Annotated in this window: 12 protein-coding genes; 4 read left to right on the forward strand and 8 right to left on the reverse strand. The window is 54.8% G+C overall.

The window, feature by feature from the left end:
- Positions 1-410: 410 nt before the first annotated feature.
- The 4 genes from FOE74_RS18890 to FOE74_RS18905 all read right to left on the reverse strand — a co-directional run bounded on the left by FOE74_RS18890 (position 411) and on the right by FOE74_RS18905 (position 4537).
- A complete protein-coding gene (locus FOE74_RS18890; RefSeq protein ID WP_225840891.1) occupies positions 411-1298 on the reverse strand; it encodes a YitT family protein in 888 nt (295 codons plus the stop codon).
- Positions 1299-1317: 19 nt separating this feature from the next.
- The gene (locus FOE74_RS18895; RefSeq protein ID WP_149100188.1) at positions 1318-1959 is read right to left on the reverse strand and encodes a DUF6799 domain-containing protein; all 642 of its coding nucleotides are present in this window, start codon (positions 1957-1959) and stop codon (positions 1318-1320) included.
- A gap of 617 nt (positions 1960-2576) precedes the next feature.
- Positions 2577-2969 carry a group III truncated hemoglobin gene (locus FOE74_RS18900; RefSeq protein ID WP_149100189.1) on the reverse strand — a complete coding sequence of 131 codons (393 nt, stop codon included), beginning with the start codon at positions 2967-2969 and terminating at the stop codon, positions 2577-2579.
- A 1133-nt stretch (positions 2970-4102) separates the two neighbouring features.
- Positions 4103-4537: a hypothetical protein gene (locus FOE74_RS18905; RefSeq protein ID WP_149100190.1), complete on the reverse strand. Its 435-nt coding sequence runs from the start codon at positions 4535-4537 to the stop codon at positions 4103-4105.
- A 187-nt stretch (positions 4538-4724) separates the two neighbouring features.
- On the opposite strand from FOE74_RS18905, the gene FOE74_RS18910 reads away from it, so the two are divergent.
- The gene (locus tag FOE74_RS18910; protein WP_149100191.1) at positions 4725-5984 is read left to right on the forward strand and encodes an MFS transporter; all 1260 of its coding nucleotides are present in this window, start codon (positions 4725-4727) and stop codon (positions 5982-5984) included.
- Between the two features lie 483 nt (positions 5985-6467).
- Here FOE74_RS18910 and FOE74_RS18915 read toward each other — a convergent pair whose 3' ends face one another.
- From FOE74_RS18915 to FOE74_RS18930, 4 genes are all read right to left on the reverse strand, one after another.
- The gene (locus FOE74_RS18915) at positions 6468-7622 is read right to left on the reverse strand and encodes an efflux RND transporter periplasmic adaptor subunit (protein WP_149100192.1); all 1155 of its coding nucleotides are present in this window, start codon (positions 7620-7622) and stop codon (positions 6468-6470) included.
- A 2-nt stretch (positions 7623-7624) separates the two neighbouring features.
- On the reverse strand, positions 7625-11995 hold the full coding sequence (locus tag FOE74_RS18920) for a CusA/CzcA family heavy metal efflux RND transporter (RefSeq protein ID WP_149100193.1): 4371 nt from the start codon (positions 11993-11995) through the stop codon (positions 7625-7627).
- Between the two features lie 365 nt (positions 11996-12360).
- Positions 12361-12741 (reverse strand): hypothetical protein, encoded by a 381-nt coding sequence (locus FOE74_RS18925; RefSeq protein WP_149100194.1) that lies wholly within the window; start codon positions 12739-12741, stop codon positions 12361-12363.
- 424 nt (positions 12742-13165) lie between these two features.
- A complete protein-coding gene (locus tag FOE74_RS18930; RefSeq protein WP_149100195.1) occupies positions 13166-13288 on the reverse strand; it encodes a 30S ribosomal protein THX in 123 nt (40 codons plus the stop codon).
- Between the two features lie 277 nt (positions 13289-13565).
- Between FOE74_RS18930 and uvrA the strand changes: the two genes are divergently transcribed.
- The 3 genes from uvrA to FOE74_RS18945 all read left to right on the forward strand — a co-directional run bounded on the left by uvrA (position 13566) and on the right by FOE74_RS18945 (position 18655).
- Positions 13566-16382, forward strand: coding sequence for an excinuclease ABC subunit UvrA (gene uvrA, locus FOE74_RS18935; RefSeq protein ID WP_149100196.1), 2817 nt, complete (start codon positions 13566-13568; stop codon positions 16380-16382).
- 469 nt (positions 16383-16851) lie between these two features.
- On the forward strand, positions 16852-17517 hold the full coding sequence (locus FOE74_RS18940) for a carotenoid biosynthesis protein (RefSeq protein WP_149100197.1): 666 nt from the start codon (positions 16852-16854) through the stop codon (positions 17515-17517).
- Positions 17507-18655, forward strand: a complete 1149-nt coding sequence (locus FOE74_RS18945; RefSeq protein ID WP_149100198.1) for a lycopene cyclase family protein — start codon at positions 17507-17509, stop codon at positions 18653-18655. The genes FOE74_RS18940 and FOE74_RS18945 overlap by 11 nt, the downstream gene beginning before the upstream one ends.
- The last annotated feature ends 165 nt before the right edge of the window (positions 18656-18820 follow it).

Raw genomic sequence — 18820 nt, forward strand, 5'->3', positions numbered from 1 at the left:
TGCCATATTGTGAGGTTAGGTGATTAAGATGGGTTTTTTAGGATTACCAAATATAGAAAATAAGAGGTCCAAATGCAACGGGTGAAAAATATCTGAAAAATATTTTTTTTGGTTTTGGCCCTATCTGCAGAATCTACGCAGAAAGCCCCTGAACCTGAAAAATAAAAGTTCCTCAAATATCACACCAGTACAGCAGGCAAGCCCCTGAAACCGGGTGGTTCCAGAGGACAAAGGAAAAGGTTTTGGCTGGTTTTGTGGCAGGAAAAAAGAAAAATTTTCTGAAAAGTTGAAAATCGGCCTCCTAACCCCCTGATGGGCAGCGGTAAAGAAGAAGGCATCGCCCAGCGGGCGAAAGAGCGGCGTTTTTTGAAAATAAACCGAAAAGGAAGAGTGGGTGCCCCCAAACCTCCCTAATGGGAAAGAGGCCGTTTCTTGATCATGCCCCCAGACGTGTCATTGATGCTGTGCATGATGATGAACGCGCCGGGGTCCAGGTCGGTGATGAGCATCTTGAGCCGTTGTACCTCCAGGCGCGTGACCACGCAGTAAAGGATATCCACCTCTTCGCCTGAAAAACCCCGCTGGCCTTTGTAAATGGTTACGGCCCGCCCCAGCTGGGTTAAGATGGCCTGCCGCATGGTGTTGCTGTGTACCGAGACAATGGTCACGCCCGTGTACTCTTCAATACCGTTGATGATGAAGTCAATGGTTTTGGAGGCGGTCAGGTAGGTGAGCACCGAGTACATGGCCGGTTCTGCCCCTAACAAGAAGGCGGCGCCCAAGAACAGCACCAGGTTGATGATCAGGATCACGTCTCCAATGGTGAGGGTAGTGCGCTTGCTGAGGAGCAAGGCCAGGATCTCAGTACCATCCAGCACGCAGCCGCCCCTGATGGATAGCCCAATGCCCGCGCCCAGGAAGAAGCCCCCAAACACCGCCGTCAACAGCTTGTCATCTGTAATGCTGGGGAAGTCTACGGTGAGCAACAGCAAGGCCAGGCCTATCACCGCCGCCAGGCTTTTGAAGGCGAAGGAGCGCGCCACCAGTTGGTAGCCCGCAAAAAGGAAAGGCGCATTGATCAATAGGATCAAAAGAGGCAGCGGCACCCCCGTGCTCTTGGAGAGCAGCATGGAAAGGCCGGTCACGCCCCCATCAATAAAATGGTTGGGGATCAGGAACCCTTTGAGGCCCACGCCCGCAGAGCAAATCCCGAAACAGATAAGCAAGGTGTCGCGCAGGCTCCCCCACGGGCGCTTTATCTTGATGGCTGACAGGGCGGGCGGTAGCGGTGGATTCAAAACCTAGTGGTTTAGGAGGTTATTTAACCGGAGGCGAGAGCGCCTCTAACTGCTGGTTCACAGAGGCCAACTGCTTGTTGAGGCCGTTGTAGTAGGCCTCAATGCCCTTGCGCTCCGCCGGGGTGAGGTTGGCCTCTAGCAGGGCATTGCGCTGCTCCAGCAGGTGCACTATTTGCTCCAATAGCTGCAGCCGCTTCATTTGCGCGGTAGTATAAGTGATCTGCTGCTGGTTGTTGCCCGCCGAAACCACCTGTCCGTTGATGGTCGTGATCTTGATTTCGGTGTCGCCTACTACTTTCTTTTCGTGCTCTATGATGGTGGTATGGGTGAAAATGTCATCGGCTACCAAGACTACCCGCCCCTGCGGATTGACGGCATTCTTCTGCTTGAGGGTGTAGTTCTTGCCGTCTGGTAGGCGCACCTGTCCATTAGGCGAAACAACGGTGCCGTTCTTGTACTGGACGGGCTCCTGCAGTTCGTATAATTTCCCGCCTCTGTGCTGTACCAGTTTTCCCTGCTGCCAGAAGATGGTGTTGTCTTTGATGGTGGCCCGGGTGATGAGGGAGTCTGAGGTCTGCTGCGCGAGGGAAAAATGCGGAACGCAGCTCAGGGCCACACTCAGCAAGAGCAATGAGAACGAGTAGAGGAGGATTCTTTTCATGGCTGTACTTTTATCTGTTGCTGTAATACGGGATTTCCGGGCCAGATGATTGAAAACGGGCAGGCACAAAAAGCGGTTGCCTTGCCAGGTTTGTGGAGGGGTGCAGGTAGGTTCCTTGAAAAGTATAATTTATAACGCATCTTTAAGGCAAGGCAGGGCGTATAAACCAGTGTCTGCCACGCAAGTTTATCCTGGCGCAGAAGATAGGAGACGACAGAAACAAAGAAGTCTGATCGAAAAGGAAAATAGAGATTGTAAGCTTTTTAGATAAAAGGAAACAGGAATGACGAGCTTCTGTTTACTAAAGGCATTCACAGGCGAAGAGCTAAAGAACTAGGTCTTATTGGAAATAAAGAGGTGCGGCGGGTGACGTAGTGGTGTTGTTGGAATGCAAAACCGCCCACCTCTTTTTATTTTTTATTTCTAAATGGTACGTTACCGATACCAGAACCTCGCGTAGTTTACCATCTTCTTATAAAATATAAGGCATAAAAAGAGAAGCGGGCGTGGCACCACCACTCCCGCTTCTCTTTTTATGCCTTTTTGCCAATCCATACGGGCAGCTTCTTTGCCTTTCCGTTTTAGGAAGAATTTCAATAAAATAGGCTTAAATTGGGTTAAGGCTTTGCCAAAGGGACAGCCCAAAGTCCCATCTTCATTTGAAAAATATTGGCGATGCTGGCAGCTTTTTGTTTTGCCTGTTCCGCCATGGTGCCGGCAAATAAGTCATCCACGGTTTGGGTAAACAAGGCTATCCAGCGGGTGAAGTGCGCCCGCTCAATGGGTAAGGCCAGGTGCTTGGGAAAAGGTTGGCCTTTGTATGCCGTGGACCCGAAAAGCACTGTGCTCCAGAATTCGTACATGCGGGGCAGGTGGTGTTCCCAGTTCACCTTGGCCACCTCATTGAACACCGGGCCCAGCAACCCGTCCTGGTTCACGTTGTCATAGAAAGTATCTACCAGCAGGCGAATATCTTCCTCGGTCTGTATATCAAATTTTGTTTCTTCCATCGCTTCTCTTGGAGTGGTCTCTCCTGATTATGCCACAAGGTTACGCACGGCACCTGAAGAATGAAATGACCTTCATCACTTTAGGTTCCTCCTTTGCCTGCTTTTAAAGGGAAGTTCCCTGCAAACTAAGTGAGTAACTTCTTCTTGCACAGTAGCTAATTCTGTGTCCTCTGAAGCTGTATACGGCTATAAAGTATATCCGCTTTACAACACTGGTTGTCCCGGTTTCGCTATGAGGCAGCGAGGGAAGTTATATACTTCCCATCATAGTAGGACCAAGTTGCAAATGTGAACCATGGGGGTGGTTTTGTTGGGGAAGGCTTATCTATGCGGTCATGTGTTTCCCGGCTCCCTTCTGTAAATCAGGCGCAAAACGGAAGCGCGCAGTTCCTTCTCCCTCAGGGAGAAGGCTAGGATGAGGGGGAGTTGGTTCCTGACTGGAGAAGCCTTTGCTTTGAACCACCGCTGCCCCTCACCCTAGCCCTCTCCCAAAGGGAGAGGGAATTTCCCTTATCTTGCCTTTTCCCTTTCTTTAACTTTATCCCTTAGTTACCGAAGTAAATCCGCGCCATAGAAGGGAAACCTTGCACCATAGGAAGCCAAGACCTCACAGGTTTTCAAAACCTGTGAGGTCTGCTACCATTCCCCCACGCATACCCTATTCCAGCCTTTCGCTTGAGCGCCTAGCACTCGACCACCCCTGAGCGCGAGCGAAGCGGGCGGAGTAGAGGGCACAGCGCGAGGGCGGAAGGCGGGGCCTCGCGGCCGTGAGCGCTTAGCGGCACCTATGCAAAGAGCCGGTCGTGGATCAACGCTAGCAGCGGAAATGCCAAGGGAATATCATAAGGCATGCACTAGAACCGCCTCAAAAATAAAAAGCGGAAGGAAGAGCCGTCTAATCCATGGAGAAAGATACCAACCAGAACGCTACATCCAGTGAAAGGCATTTCCATCTGCGAACGTGAGACAAGGCAGTGCCTTGTCTCTACCAGGTAAGACCTGCTTAAAGCAGATTATCGCCTTTTTGTCATAAAGGCCAAAAAATCAGAAACCTGTTTCAATACCGCTGAAACACAGAAGAGGCCCGGCAGAATTATTTGCCGGGCCTCTTGTATCAATTCTATGGAAACGTTTTAACTATCTATTTCCACCAACTGGCATTTCTCCAGCCAGCCCAGGGCGTCAGTTTCTGAGGTGAAGCCTTCAAAATCTGCTCCCTGGCCATACCAGGGCAGGGCCCGCATTTGAGTCGCCTGGACATTGGTTTCCGGGTCGTTGGCGTGGGCCGGAGAAACCAAGTACGCCACGTGGGTAAGTTGCCGCAGCTGGCCATGCAAGGCTGGGAAAAAACTCTCCCTGAGCCAGGTGACGTCCTCCGCCGAAAGGGGGCCGCGGCTCCTGACATCAAATAGCCAGTAACGGGCCTTGGTATCCTGCGCTAGTTCCAGTACCTGCTGGTAAACCTCACGGGTAGTAAAGGCATACACAGGTTGGGGCCACCGTAAAAACAACACATCCAGGTCAGGGCGGTAAGTAAGTGCAATGGCGTCTAAAAACAATGGAGACATAGCAAAGCGGTTATTTAAAGTAAACTTACAAAGATTGCGCAAAGAACGGCAGTAGAAGACACAGATTGTTCTCCTCAGCGCAAGTATATAGACAACATCTATATTTCAGAATCGTTCGCTTGAATGCGGTTTTAAAGGCGATACGCAGAAAAATGCAATATCTTTGCTTCCTCATTTTCTTGACCCTGTGGCAGCATCTACCCCTTTCCCTGAAGAGCAGCATGACCCGTATGCCGTTCTGCGCATCCCTGAGTTCAGGCTTTTCGTGTCGGCGAGGTTTTGCATTACGCTGGCCATGCAAATCCAGGCGGTGGTGGTGGGCTGGCAGATCTATGACATCACCAAAGACCCGTTCTCGCTGGGCTTGATTGGGCTGGTAGAGGCTATTCCTTCTATCACAGTGGCGCTGTATGCCGGCCACGTGGCCGATATCGTGCCCCGAAAGCGGATCATCATCACGGTGCTCAGCGTGCTGCTTTTCTGTTCGCTGGCCCTATTGTTCTATACCCTTGACCTTGGGAAAGTGCTGCATGCTTTTGGTACGCTCCCTATCTACTCGGTGATTTTCCTGAGTGGGATTGCCCGCGGCTTCATGGGGCCAGCGGTTTTCTCGTTCATGCCCCAACTGCTCCCCGACCGGAAACTGTACGCCAACGCCATCACCTGGAGCAGTACCACCTGGCAGGCAGGCTCGGTGGCAGGCCCGGCCATTGGCGGACTGGTGTATGCCTTTGGCGGGGTGACGGCGGCCTTTGGCGTAGATGCGTTTCTGGTGTTGCTGGCGCTGCTCTTGTATGGGTTCATCGCCGGACGGGCCTTGCCGCCCAGTCAAGGCCCTAAACTCAAGATCAAGGAAAGCTTGCAGACGGGACTTCGGTTTGTGTTCGGGAACCAGATCATCCTGAGCGCCCTGGCCCTGGACATGTTTGCGGTACTCTTCGGGGGCGCTGTGATCCTGCTTCCTGTGTTTGCCTCTGATATTCTGGAGACCGGGCCGCAGGGACTGGGTCTGTTGCGCTCGGCGCCGGCTATTGGCTCCGTGACTATGGCCTTGTTTATGGCCTACCGGCCCATCACGTTCCAGGCCGGTAAGAAAATGCTGTGGGCCGTGGCGGGTTTCGGGGCTTGTATCATTGGGTTCGGTTTGTCAGAGTTGTTCTGGCTGTCTTTTGGCTTGCTGCTGTTAAGCGGCGTGCTGGACAGTATCTCGGTGATCATCCAGTCTACGCTGATTCATACCCTCACCCCGGAACACATGAAAGGCCGGGTCTCCAGTGTGAACAACATCTTTGTGGGTTCCAGCAACGAGATAGGCTCCTTTGAATCGGGCTTGGCCGCCAAGCTGATGGGCGTAGTACCTTCGGTGGTGTTTGGGGGCTCCATGACGCTGCTCATTGTCGCCTTCACCGCCTGGAAAGCAGATAAACTCCGGAAGCTGAGCTTGTAAAACCTCTTGGATAAGTAATAACCGACACTCCCTGTTTTATGCCTCTTTCAGTGAAAAGGAGCCTGAAACAGGGAGTGTCGGTTATAGAAGTGCCGCCTTTCGTGGCAGGCCTCTTTTTCATTGGCGCTTTCTCTGGCGCGAGTCTCCAGACTCGTGCCTACGGATAAGGGGTGATCTCCAGACTACCCTCGCTGCACCGCAGCGAACCCACGCATTGCCAAGTTCTATGGCCCAGATATAAATCAACCTCATTCCAACTCAGCAATCTTACCTGTGGTTCCCGGCGAGTCTGGAGACTCGCATCATCCTTTGTCACGAGACTTTAGTCTCGCGCCAGTTGGTTTATTTAAACCTGTGAGGTTTTGAAAACCTGTGAGGTTTTCAAAACCTCACAGGTTTTCCTTTTAGGCCCCTTTTCTTAGAAACAGGCCTTAAACGCTTTCTCTTAGCTCCCATCACCACAAAACCAAGGAGCATGTGCCGTTATTCCTCTTCCCCGGCGTTCTCCTGCATGGCTAGCAAGTTATGCGCTCCTTTCACGGCTATCTGAGTAGAGGTTTGCAGCTCAGCGGGCAGTGCTACTTCCACAAAGCCATTGCCCTTGAGGCCCGTGGTGACCTCTATGCGCTTGAACTGGTGGTTGGGGTTGCCTACAAAGATGTACGAAGCGCCTTCGAACTGCACCAGGGCGCTCTCCGGTAGAGAAGTCACGGTTCTGGCTTTGGTTTGGATGGTGGCCGTGACGTACATGCCGGGCAGGAGTTCGTGCTCATTGGCGTGGGCCAGGTGGGCGTGGACGGGAATGGTTTTGTCGCCTTCCACGCTGTGGCCTACCAGCAGGATCTTAGCGGTGCGGGGCGTAGGATCATTGGCGAGGGTATAGGTAAGAGACTGGCCCTTCTGCAGGTACGGCACGTCTTTCTCGAAGGCGTTCAGTTTCAGGTGCAGGTCATCAGTGTTCACCAACTCAAAAAGCACGTCTGAGGGATTCACCATCTTGCCCACGTTAGCCATGGTGTTCTTCACGAACCCGTTGATGGGCGAGAGCACGCTGATAGTGCGGTTGATCTTGCCGTTCTGCAAGCGCGCCGGGTTGATGTTGATCATGAGCAGTTTCTCTTTGAGGGCGGCCAGGCTGTTCAGCAAGACTTCCCGCTCCGTCCTGATCTGCTGCAGGTTCTTGAGGGCACCCACTTTCTCCTGGGTCAGTTCCTGCTGGCGTTGCAGTTCCAGGTTGGCCAGTTGCAGGCGGGCCCGGGCGTCTAAATAATCTTGTTGCAGTTGCACGTAGTCCTGGTGTTGGAGGGTGGCAAGCACCTGTCCTTTATTCACGTGCTGGCCCGGCAGCAGGTTCAAGGTCTTCACGAAGCCCCCGTACGGCACCGACACGCTCACCATGCTGGTGGGGGGCACGTCAATCTCGCCGGAAAGCTGGAGGGTGCTGCCTAGTTGCTGCTGGGATGCCCCGCCCAACTCAATGCCAGCGTTCTGCATCTGCTGCGGGGTAAGCGTGAGAACGCCTTCGGCAGGGGCCGATGTAGTGGTGGGGGCAGCCGCTGTTTCAGGGTCTTTTTTCTCAGAACACGCTGAAACCAGGAGGAGTGCTGCCAGGGATAAAGTATAGAAAGATGCTTTCATGATTATTGGCCTCCTAAGTACTGGAGTTGATAAAGGTTTACTTGATAGTCCAGCAGGAGCTGGAGGTAGTTTTGCTGGGTGCGCAGCTGTTGGTCGGCGGCCTGGAGGTAACTCAGGTAACTGACTTCACCGCTGCGGTAAGCTTTGTTGGCTTGGGTGAGGGCCAGGCGGGCGTTGGCCAGCACCTGTTGCTGGTAGAACCGCAGGCTCTGGCGCAGGCGCGCATGGTTTTCCTGGGCTGCCTGCCATTGGGCCTGCAACTGGTGCTGCTGGTTCTGAAGCGTGGCCTGGGCGGCTTGTATTTCTAGCTGGGCGGCTTTCACGCGGCTGTTCTGCGCCCCCCGGAACAACGGAATAGCCAGCCCGGCCTCCACGCCCTGGAACCGCTGACTGCGGTCTGCGGCCGTTTCTGTGCGTCCGTTGAGTTCATAAGTGCCAATCAAAGACTGGTTGAAGTAGCCCAGCATGAGGTCGGGGGCCAGTTTGCTTTTCTCTACCTGCCGTTCCCGGTCTGCCACGGTGATTTGCTGCTGGTACACCTGCAACAGCGGGTGGTTTTCCTGGGCCAGGAGTTGGGCGGGCAAGCTGTCGGGTTGCAGGGGTTGGGGAAGAATCGCCAATGGCTGCGGGGCCTGCACCAGCGCGTTCAATTGCGCCTGGGCCACGGCCAAAGCCGCCTGGTTCTGCCGAAGCCGGTCAGAGAGTTCCAGACGTTGGGTGGTGGCGGTGGTTTTTTCCAGCAGACCCGTCTCCCCGGTTCTGAACCTGACCTCGGCGGCTTTCTCCAGTACCTGGAAGATGCTGTCTTGCCGCTGCAACAGCGTTTGGGCCTGGTGCAGATACGCCAGTTGCGCGTACGCCTGCTTTACCTGGAACACCAGTTCATGCTGCTGCAGGCTCAGTTGCCCCTGGCTCAGGTTCTTCTGTTCCTGCAAGAGCTGGCCCTGCGCCTTCCAGACCGTGGGGAACGGAATGGTCTGGCTCACGCCCAGACGGTTGTCGGTGACGGGGCTGTTGAGTTGGCCGTGCTCGTAGAGGATTTCAGTCTTGGGCAGATCCACGGCGGTTTTCTGCAGGGCTCCGCGCACCTCCACTTCTAGGGCGGCGCTTTTGAGCTGTTGGTTGTTTTGCCGGGCCAGGTCTAGCACTTGCGTCAAAGTCATGGGCTGCGGAACAGCAGGGGCCTGCGCCCGGGCTTCCTGCGGCAGCAGGAAGCCCAGCGGCAATAGCCACAACAGCGCCGCCTTGCCCGTTTTGAAGCCCTTTTCTGAAAAGTAGTACAAAATGGGCAGCACCACCAGCGTGAGCAGCGTGGCGGAGATCAGCCCACCGATCACCACCGTGGCCAGGGGTTTCTGTACTTCGGCCCCGGCCGAATTGGAGAGGGCCATGGGCAGGAAGCCCAGCGAGGCCACCGTGGCCGTCATGATAATAGGGCGTAGGCGCGCGGCCGTTCCCTCCCGTATGATTTGTTCCAGGTTGGTCATGCCACCGGCTTTTAGTTGGTTGAAATAGCCTATCATCACAATTCCGTTGAGCACCGCCACCCCGAAGAGCGCAATGAAGCCCACGCCCGCCGAGATGCTGAACGGCATGTCGCGCAGGAGCAGGGCCAGCACGCCGCCAATGGCGGAGAGCGGAATGGCCGTGAACACCAGAATGGATTGCTTTACTGATTTAAAGGCGAAGAACAGGAGCACGAAGATGAGCGCCAAGGCCAGCGGGACTGCCACCGAGAGCCGTTCCTTGGCCTCCAGCAGGTTCTGGAACTCGCCGCCGTAGGTGATGGTGTAGCCGGGCGGCAGCTTGATCTGGGCGTCTATCTTCTGCTGGATCTCCGTGACAATGCTTTGCACGTCCCGGTTACGCACGTTGAACCCAATGGTGATGCGGCGGCGGGTGCCGTCGCGCTGGATCTGGTTGGGGCTGTCTTTCATCTCCACCTTAGCAATGTGCTCCAGCGGAATCTGCAGGCCGGCCGCGTTGCTCACGTACAGGCGCTGCACATCTGAGATGTCCTGGCGGTTCTGCTGGTTCAGGCGCACCACCAGGTCAAAGCGTTTCTCGCCCTCATAGACCTGGCCGGCCACTTCGCCGGCGAAGGCCGCCGTCACGGTGCGGTTCACGTCCTGAATGGTGAGGCCGTAGCGGGCTATCTGTTCCCGGTCATAGGCCACCACCACCTGCGGCAGGCCGCTCATCTCCTCAATGTACAGGTCTTGGGCGCCTTCAATGGGTTGTACCAGCTTGCCTATTTTCTGGGCGTATTTGGCCAGTTGGTCTACATCATCGCCGTAGATCTTGAGCACCACGTCTTGCCGCGCACCGGTCATGAGTTCGTTGAAGCGCATCTGAATGGGCTGCTGCACCCCAAAAGAGGCCTGCGGAAGATGTGCTTTCAGCACGGCCGACATTTTCTCGGCTAGTTCTACGCGGGTGCTGGCACTCGTCCACTCGTCGCGCTCCTTGAGCACCACAATCATGTCGCCCAGTTCCACGGGGTTGGGCTCGGTGGGTACTTCGGCGGAGCCGATCTTGGTGACCACTTTCTCCACCTCGGGAAATTTTTCCTTGAGCACCTGTGACGCTTTCTGCACGACCTTGATGGTCTCATTGAGCGAGCTGCCGGTGAGCAGGCGGGTTTCTATGGCAAAATCCCCCTCGTCCAGCGATGGGATGAACTCGCCGCCCATGCGCGTGAAAAGAAACACCGAGACCACGAAAAGAGTCAGGGACACGCCCAGTACCAGCCCTTTGGCCTTGAGCGCCGCGGAGAGCAAGGGCTGGTAGGCCCGGTTGATGGCATTCATGATGCGGTCAGAGATGTTCTCTTTGTGCACGGTCTTGCGGCTCAGCACCAGCGAGGCCATCATGGGCACGTACGTCAGCGAGAGCAAAAAAGCACCCAAAATGGCGAACGAAACGGTTTGGGCCATGGGTTTGAACATCTTGCCCTCAATGCCCACCAGTGCCAGAATGGGCAGGTACACAATCAGGATGATGATCTGCCCAAACGAGGCGAAGCCCATCATCTTGCCCGCTGAGCTTTTTACCTCCTCGTCCATCTCTTGGCGCGAGAGCTTCTGGATGCCCAGCGCCGAATAGTTGCTGACGTGGATGCGGTGGATGACGCTTTCCACAATGATCACGGCCCCGTCTACAATCAGCCCGAAGTCCAGCGCCCCCAAACTCATCAGGTTGCCAGACACCCCAAACACGTTCATGAGCGAGATGGCGAACAGCATGGCCAGCGGAATCACCGAGGCCACCACCAAGCCCGCCCGCCAATTGCCCAGCAACAGCACCAGCACGAAGACCACGATCAAAGCGCCCTCGGCCAGGTTTTTCTGCACGGTGTTGATGGCGCGGTCTACCAGTTTGGTGCGGTCCAGGAAGGGTTCCAGCTCTACGCCCGGCGGCAGGGTTTTCCTGATCTCCGCAATTTTATCTTTCACCCGCTTGATCACCTCTGACGAATTCTCACCCTTGAGCATCATGACAATGCCGCCGGCCACCTCGCCTTTCTCGTTCACCATAGCACCGTACCTAATGGCCGAACCCTCGCGTACCTCGGCCACGTCTCTGATAAGCACCGGGGTGCCGCTGGCGGTGTTGGTGACCACAATGCGGCCAATGTCTTCGGGGGTTTTCACCAGGCCCTCGGTGCGGATGAAGTAGGCGTTGGGATCTTTCTCAATGTAGGCGCCGCCCGCGTTAGCGTTGTTCTGCTCCAGGGCGGTGAAGATCTGACCAATGGTAAGGTTAAAACTGCGCAGCTTCTCTGGGTTGATGGCCACCTCGTACTGCTTCAGCTTGCCGCCAAAACTGCTGACCTCGGCCACGCCGGGCGTGCCCAGCAACTGCCGCCGCACAATCCAGTCTTGGATGGTACGCAGCTCGGTGGCGTTGTACTTGCTTTCATAGCCCGGGGCCGGTCTTAGCTCATACTGGTAAATCTCGCCCAGACCACTGGAGATAGGCGCTAGGGTGGGAGTGCCCATACCCTCGGGGATCTGTTCACCAGCCTCCCGCAGCTTCTCCGTGATCTGCTGGCGGGCCCAATAGATATCGCGGCCCTCGTCAAAGACCACCGTGACCAGAGAAAGCCCGAAACGGGAGAATGACCTGATCTCCGTGACGCCCGGCACGCTGGCCACCGCTTGTTCCACGGGGAAGGAGATGAGCCGTTCTACTTCCTGTGCGCCCAGAGACGGTGACACGGTAATGACTTGTACCTGGTTGTTGGTGATGTCTGGCACGGCATCAATGGGCAGGCGCTGCAGGTTGTACACCCCCCAGGCCACCAGGGCCACCGTGAACAGCCCCACAATGAGCTTGTTCTTGATGGAAAAATCTATAATCTTCTGTAACATGTTCTTGAATAAATCCAGAGCTGCCTACCTCCTGTGGGAGGCAAAAAGCAGCAGAAGAAAAGCCCGTACCCTCAGCTTAAAGCCTTGGCTGCCGGGACATGGAATACTGATTGGGATTGGATAGTTGTTGGCGCTTCCGCGCGCAAGAATTGCTTTTGCTGCAATGTCTTCTGCGCTGCCAAGCGTTTTGGTTTGGGGGCTGTTTTAGGAAAAAAGCCTTGAAACGTGCCTATGGGTTTCTAATGCCTGAAGCAAGTTGCCCCCGAAACACAGCAGCAGAGATGCGTGGCCAGCTGCCCTTTTACAAGACAGGAACAGCGTAGCGCATTTGCCGGAAAATCAGCAAAACTATCCAGGAAGAGGGGTTAGGCCAACTGGGGCGGTTGCCAGATGCTGCCCGTGAAGAAATCAGGGACAGAAGGCGTGAAGAGGGTGTATTGTTGGGGTTCCTGCAGGTCTAGCGCCCGCAGCGGGGATTGCAGCAAGGGCATGGCCACAAAGAAGTCGTACGCCGAGTTGCCTAGCTGTTTAAGCGGAAGTTGGTCATGGTTCTCTGACCGGGTGTTTTCCTCGCCCTGGTAATGCATGTCCAGGAAGTCCACAAACCGCAGCGGCCCGTTCAGGGCCTGGTGGGTCTGGTAATGCTGCAGCAGGAAAGAGATTTTGGAAAGCTCATGCAGATCAGAGTTGGGCAGCAGAGAGCCCAGGAACAGGTAAGCCGCAAAAAAGATAACTCTGAGTCTCAAGGTGCTGGAGGTGGAACCGCAGCAAATATAGGTAGTCCAACCGGGTTTTGGTAATGGTTTGTGGGAAACAGGCATTTTCTGGATAGCCTCCTTGGCGGAAGCCCTTCTTCGGCTTGCCAAACGTAGCCACAGGTAAGATGCCTTTGGTTTAGAGGCCGTTTAAAGAAAACAGGCCTTAAAAGACCATCCGCCGCTAAATTTCCTGCTTTTCTATTCTTAGCGGTGGAATGAGGCAAGACTACCACAACCACTGGCTTAACGGGGCATCCTGCGTAGAAATCTATTTTCCTCATTAGGCTTGAAAAACCACCAGCGGGTTTCCAGGCTGTTTTGGGAAATGGAGCCTGAATGTAAATAGATCCTAAACAAAGAGGCCCTGCTGAAATGCTTCAGCAGGGCCTCTTCTTGCTAGTGAGCGATTTTGTTATTTCTTGACAACCAGCTTAGCGGCTTTGGTGGCCGCGTTTTTGGCTTTCTTAGGACGGCTGTTGCCGAAAGAGCCTTTGCTGATTTTGCCTTTCTTACTTTTTACATCTCCTTTTCCCATGGTGGTACTACTTTAACTGTAAGTGAAACAATAGGTGATAGGTTCTCTCATGCGAGAGGGACGGCAAGAAAGTTACAAAGTTTACGTAATAACCGCAAGTTTCTTGTTTGGCGTTTCCGGGAGATGGTTAGAAAAGGAGCTTATAACCGGCTGGGAATGGACCTTCTAAATCCGGTTGCGTATGCCTACCTTTGCGGTTTGGCCTCCGCTTGTTTTAAACCCGGGGAAACAGAATTATTCTGCCGCGGTTGTTGTTCTGGAGAGGCTATAATTTCTTATGACAGAAGATCTCATTCAACAAGATTCAGCAATAGACGCACTAGACGCCCGCGAGAACATCATCATCAAGCGGGCCCGCGTCCATAATTTAAAGAACCTGAGCGTGGCCCTGCCCCGCAACCAGTTCATTGTGGTCACCGGGCTGTCCGGGTCAGGCAAGTCATCATTGGCGTTTGACACGCTTTACGCCGAGGGGCAGCGCATGTACGTGGAGAGCTTGAGCTCCTACGCCCGCCAGTTCCTGGGCCGTATGGACAAGCCCGACGTGGACTACATCCGAGGCATCAGTCCGGCCATTGCCATTGAGCAGAAGGTGAGTATCCGGAATAACCGCTCCACGGTAGGCACCAGCACCGAGATCTACGACTACCTCAAGCTGCTGTACGCCCGCATCGGCAAGACCATTTCCCCCGTTTCTGGCCAGGAAGTGAAAAAAGACACCGTTACCAGCGTGGTCGATTTCCTGATGACCTTGCCAGACGGCACCCGCGTCATGATCCTGGCGCCGTTGCAACGTTCCCCGGAGCGCAAACTGAGCAAAGAGCTGGACTTGTTGCTGCAGAAAGGCTATTCCAGGGTGATGCTCAACAATGAGCCCTTCTTTATTGAGGAGCTCATTGGTGAGGGCAAGCCCGAGCCCAAAGGCAAGGTGTTCATTCTCATTGACCGCACTGTGATCAAGCAGGATCAGGAAGACGAAAGCCTCCAGATGCGCCTCGCCGACTCGGTGCAGACCGCTTTCTACGAAGGCCACGACGAGTGCCACATCCACCTGGGCGAGGAAACCCGCGTGTTCTCTAACCGCTTTGAGCTGGACGGAATGGTGTTCGAGGAGCCCAACGTGAACTTCTTCTCCTTCAACAACCCGTACGGCGCCTGCCAGACCTGCGAAGGCTGGGGCAGTGTGCTGGGCATAGACCCGGATCTGGTGATTCCAGACAAAAGCCTCACCGTGTATGAAGGAGCCATCGCGCCCTGGCGCACTGAGAAGCAGAACGAGTGGCTGCAACCCTTGCTCAAGAACGGCGTGCGTTTTGATTTCCCCATCCACCGGCCCTACAACGAACTCACCGAGGAACAGCAGGAACTGCTCTGGAAAGGAAACAAATACTTTGGCGGGCTGACTGATTTCTTCAAGCACATCTCGGCGCAGACGCACAAGATCCAATACCGCGTGCTGCTGAGCCGGTACCGTGGCCGCACCGCCTGCCCAGATTGCAAAGGGTCACGCCTGCGCAAAGACGCGGGTTACGTGAAAGTAGACGGCAAAAGCATCACTGATCTGGTGCTCATGCCCGTGACCAAAACCCTGGAGTTCTTCCAGACCCTGAACCTGAGCGCCCATGACATGGCCGTGGCCGATAGGCTGGTGACGGAGGTGACAAACCGTCTGAGCTACCTCACCCGCGTTGGCTTAGGTTATTTGACCTTGAACCGGCTTTCTAATACTTTGTCAGGGGGCGAGAGCCAACGCATCAACCTGGCTACCTCATTGGGGAGTGCGCTGGTGGGTTCCATGTATATCCTGGATGAACCCAGCATCGGGCTGCACCCCAAAGACGCCGACCAGCTCATTGGCGTGCTCCGCAGCTTGCAGGAAATGGGCAACACCGTGATTGTGGTGGAGCACGAGGAAGGCATGATGGAAGTCGCTGACCAAGTATTGGACATCGGCCCCGAGGCCGGTTCCGGCGGCGGGAACCTTATGTTCCAGGGCACCTTTCAGGAATTGCTCAAGAGTGATACCTATACCGGGCGTTACCTGAGTGGCCGCATGGAAGTGTCGGTGCCGGCGCAGCGCCGGCCGTGGCGCAACTGCGTGGAAGTACACGGCGCCCGCGAGAACAACCTCAAGAACGTGACCGCCAAATTCCCGCTCAACATCATGACCGTGGTCACGGGCGTAAGCGGCTCGGGCAAGTCTACGCTGGTGAAGAAGATTTTGGCTCCGGCGCTTATCAAGTCCTTAGGCGGCCACGCCGATGCCACGGGTAAATTCGATAAACTCTCCGGTGATATCAACAAGGTAGCACACGTGGAGTTCGTAGACCAGAACCCCATTGGCAAGTCGTCGCGCTCTAACCCGGTGACCTACGTGAAAGCCTATGACGCCATCAGGACGATGTACGCCGATCAGCCGCTGGCCAAAGCCCGGGGGTTCAAGCCGTCGCACTTCTCTTTCAACATTGAGGGCGGCCGTTGCGAAGTATGCCAGGGCGAGGGCCAGGTGAAGATTGAGATGCAGTTCATGGCCGATATCTACCTGACCTGCGAGGCCTGCGAAGGCCGGAAGTTCAAGCAGGACATCCTGGACATCCAGTACCACGAAAAGAACATCTCTGAAGTGCTGGACATGACCATTGACGACAGCCTGATCTTCTTCAAAGACCAGCCCAAGATCCTGGAGAAACTGAAGCCGCTGCAAGATGTAGGCTTGGGTTACATCCGGTTAGGGCAAAGTAGCAACACCTTGTCGGGCGGGGAGGCACAGCGCGTGAAACTGGCGTCTTTCCTGACCAAAGGCTCTACTCCGCACAACGGCAATATCCTGTTCATCTTTGACGAGCCCAGCACCGGTCTGCACTTCCATGACATCAACAAGCTGCTCACGGCCTTGAATGCCCTGGTAGAGAACGGCAACACCGTGCTGATCATTGAGCACAACATGGACATCATCAAATGCGCCGACTGGATCATTGACCTTGGCCCGGAAGGCGGCACCAACGGCGGGCACCTGCTGTTTGAAGGCACCCCTGAGGAACTGGTGAAGCAGGAAGAAAACCACACCGGCCGGTATTTGAAACCAAAGTTATAAATCTGTTTAGCGGTCTTTTTTGAGAAATAGGGGGTAAAAACGGCTGAATTTTATTTAGACCTGTGAGGTTTCCAAAACCTCACAGGTCTTTTCGTTTGAATGAATCTGAAAGGCTGCGGAATATTTGTAAAACATAAACCGTAGCGTCGTTACACTGTAACGACGTGGTTCTACGCAGCAAAAACGCCTCAATCTTCGCCAAGATCGTTCTTCGCGCCCGGGAACCACTAGGTTATCTGGCAGGACGGCTTTATTAGGGAGAGGCGCGGCTTGTTTCATGGAGACCCGTCGTTACAGTGTAACGACGCTACGATTTCTGTTTTTACAGCTTCAAAGCTTTCCTTCTCTCTACCTCTCATTCCCCAGCGCATTTTCCACCGGCGTAACAAATCCATCTCATTCTGGTTGACTATATTGCCATGGTGGCGTATAGCTGCCTGTGCCATTTGCTTCACCAACTTAGCCCAGAATGAAGGAACTCACCGCTCCTCTTCCTATCCGTAAGCTTTCCCTTTCCATTGGCATCATCTGCCTGTTCCACTTTTGTGGGCTCATCGGGTTCTACACCCCGTACCGCGAATGGTTCCTGGGCAACACGCCGTTGAACCTGATCCTGGCCACGGGCCTGTTGTTTTGGAACCACCAGGGCCTCACCGCTAAAATGGTGCTAGGCACGGTGGCCGTGTTTCTGGTGGGCTTGACCGCGGAAATCATTGGCGTGGCCACGGGAAAGGTGTTTGGGGCCTACCATTACGGTGATGCGTTCGGGTTCAAGTTCCGGGAGGTGCCATTGGTGATTGGTATGAACTGGGCGGCTTTGTGCTTTGCGGCGGCGGCGGTAGTCAACCAATGGCAGAAACCTTATCTGGTGAAGGCGGCGGTGGCGGCGGCTATTCCGGTGAGCATCGATTTCCTGATTGAGAAGGTCTGTGAGACCTTTGACTTCTGGTACTGGCACGGAGGCAGTCCGCCTTTGCAGAATTACCTGAGTTGGTACCTGTTCAGTTTCCTGTTTGCATTGGTGCTCATTCCGTTGCTCAGGAACTCCCGCAACCGGTTTGCGCCCTATTTTCTGCTGGTGCAGTTCGTGTTTTTCCTGCTGCTCAACTTAGCTGAACTGGTGTATGGCCGCTAGCCCTATGACGTATGACTACATCATTGCCGGGGCCGGGGCCGCCGGCCTTAGTCTGGTATGCCATCTGTTGGGCCACCAGAACCTCCAAAGTAAGCGCATCCTGCTCCTGGACCGGGACCTGAAACAAACCAACGACCGCACCTGGTGCTTCTGGGAAACCGGCCAAAGCCCATTTGAAAGCTGCCTTAAAAGCCAGTGGGCCAAATTGCACTTCCATTCCCCCGCGTTCTCCGCGTTGCTGGACATCAGCCCGTACCGGTACAAAATGTTGGACAGCCTCTCGTTTTACCAGCACTGTTTTGAGTTGATCAAGCGGTTCCCAAACGTGGAGTTCCGACAAGATGAGCTTCTGGCCTTGGAGCCTTCTGGATTGGTGCGGGGGAAACAGGCGGTGTACCAGGCAGCGTACGTGTTCAACAGCGTGCTCTTCCAGATCCCTAAACTGCCGCAGAAGCATTACCTGGTGCAGCATTTCAAGGGTGTTTTCATTAAGACAGCCGCTCCCGCCTTCAATCCTGAGGAACCTACACTCATGGACTTCCGGGTGGCCCAGCACCAGGATTGCCGCTTTATGTACGTCTTGCCCATCAATGCCTACGAGGCGCTGGTCGAATACACCGGTTTCTCTGAGGCAGCGCTGGCGCCGGAAGCATATGACCAGGAACTGCAAGCGTACCTTCGGGATTTCCTCGGCATTACCCAGTATGAGATCACCCATGAAGAATTCGGGATCATTCCCATGACCGATGCCCCTTTTTCCAAAGGGAGCGGACGGGTGGTAAACATTGGAACGGCGGGCGGCGCCACCAAGGCCTCTACGGGGTATACCTTCAGCTTTATCCAGCGGCAGTGCGCGGCCATTGCCAAAAACCAGGCGCAGGGCAAGAAGCCGTTGGCGGGTTCCAAGGCGGCTTTACACAAGTTCGCGTTCTATGACAGCGTGTTTTTGCGGGTGCTTTTAGAAAAGAAGCAGGAACCCTGGCGCGTATTCCATGATATGTTCAGCAAACTGCCCGCCAGCCTCATCCTGAAGTTCCTCAACGAGGAAACCCACCTCTTGGAAGACCTCCGGATCATGAATGCCGTGGAGAAAAATATTTTCCTGCCCGCTGTCTTCCGGCAGGCCTTGGCCCGTTAGACCCTGCTCCAGTCTTAGGCACCTCGGCACGGTAACCCAAAATTGCTAACTTAGCGGCTCAGGAATGGGGTTGACGTAGACAGATGTTTTCGTTTTTGCCCCGATTCCTTAAAAAAGAACCTAAAACCGTGGGAGCTTGCCAAGCCGCCGCTTCCATTCATTCAA

The organism is Rufibacter glacialis, assembly GCF_008271745.1.
Lineage (GTDB): Bacteria > Bacteroidota > Bacteroidia > Cytophagales > Hymenobacteraceae > Nibribacter > Nibribacter glacialis.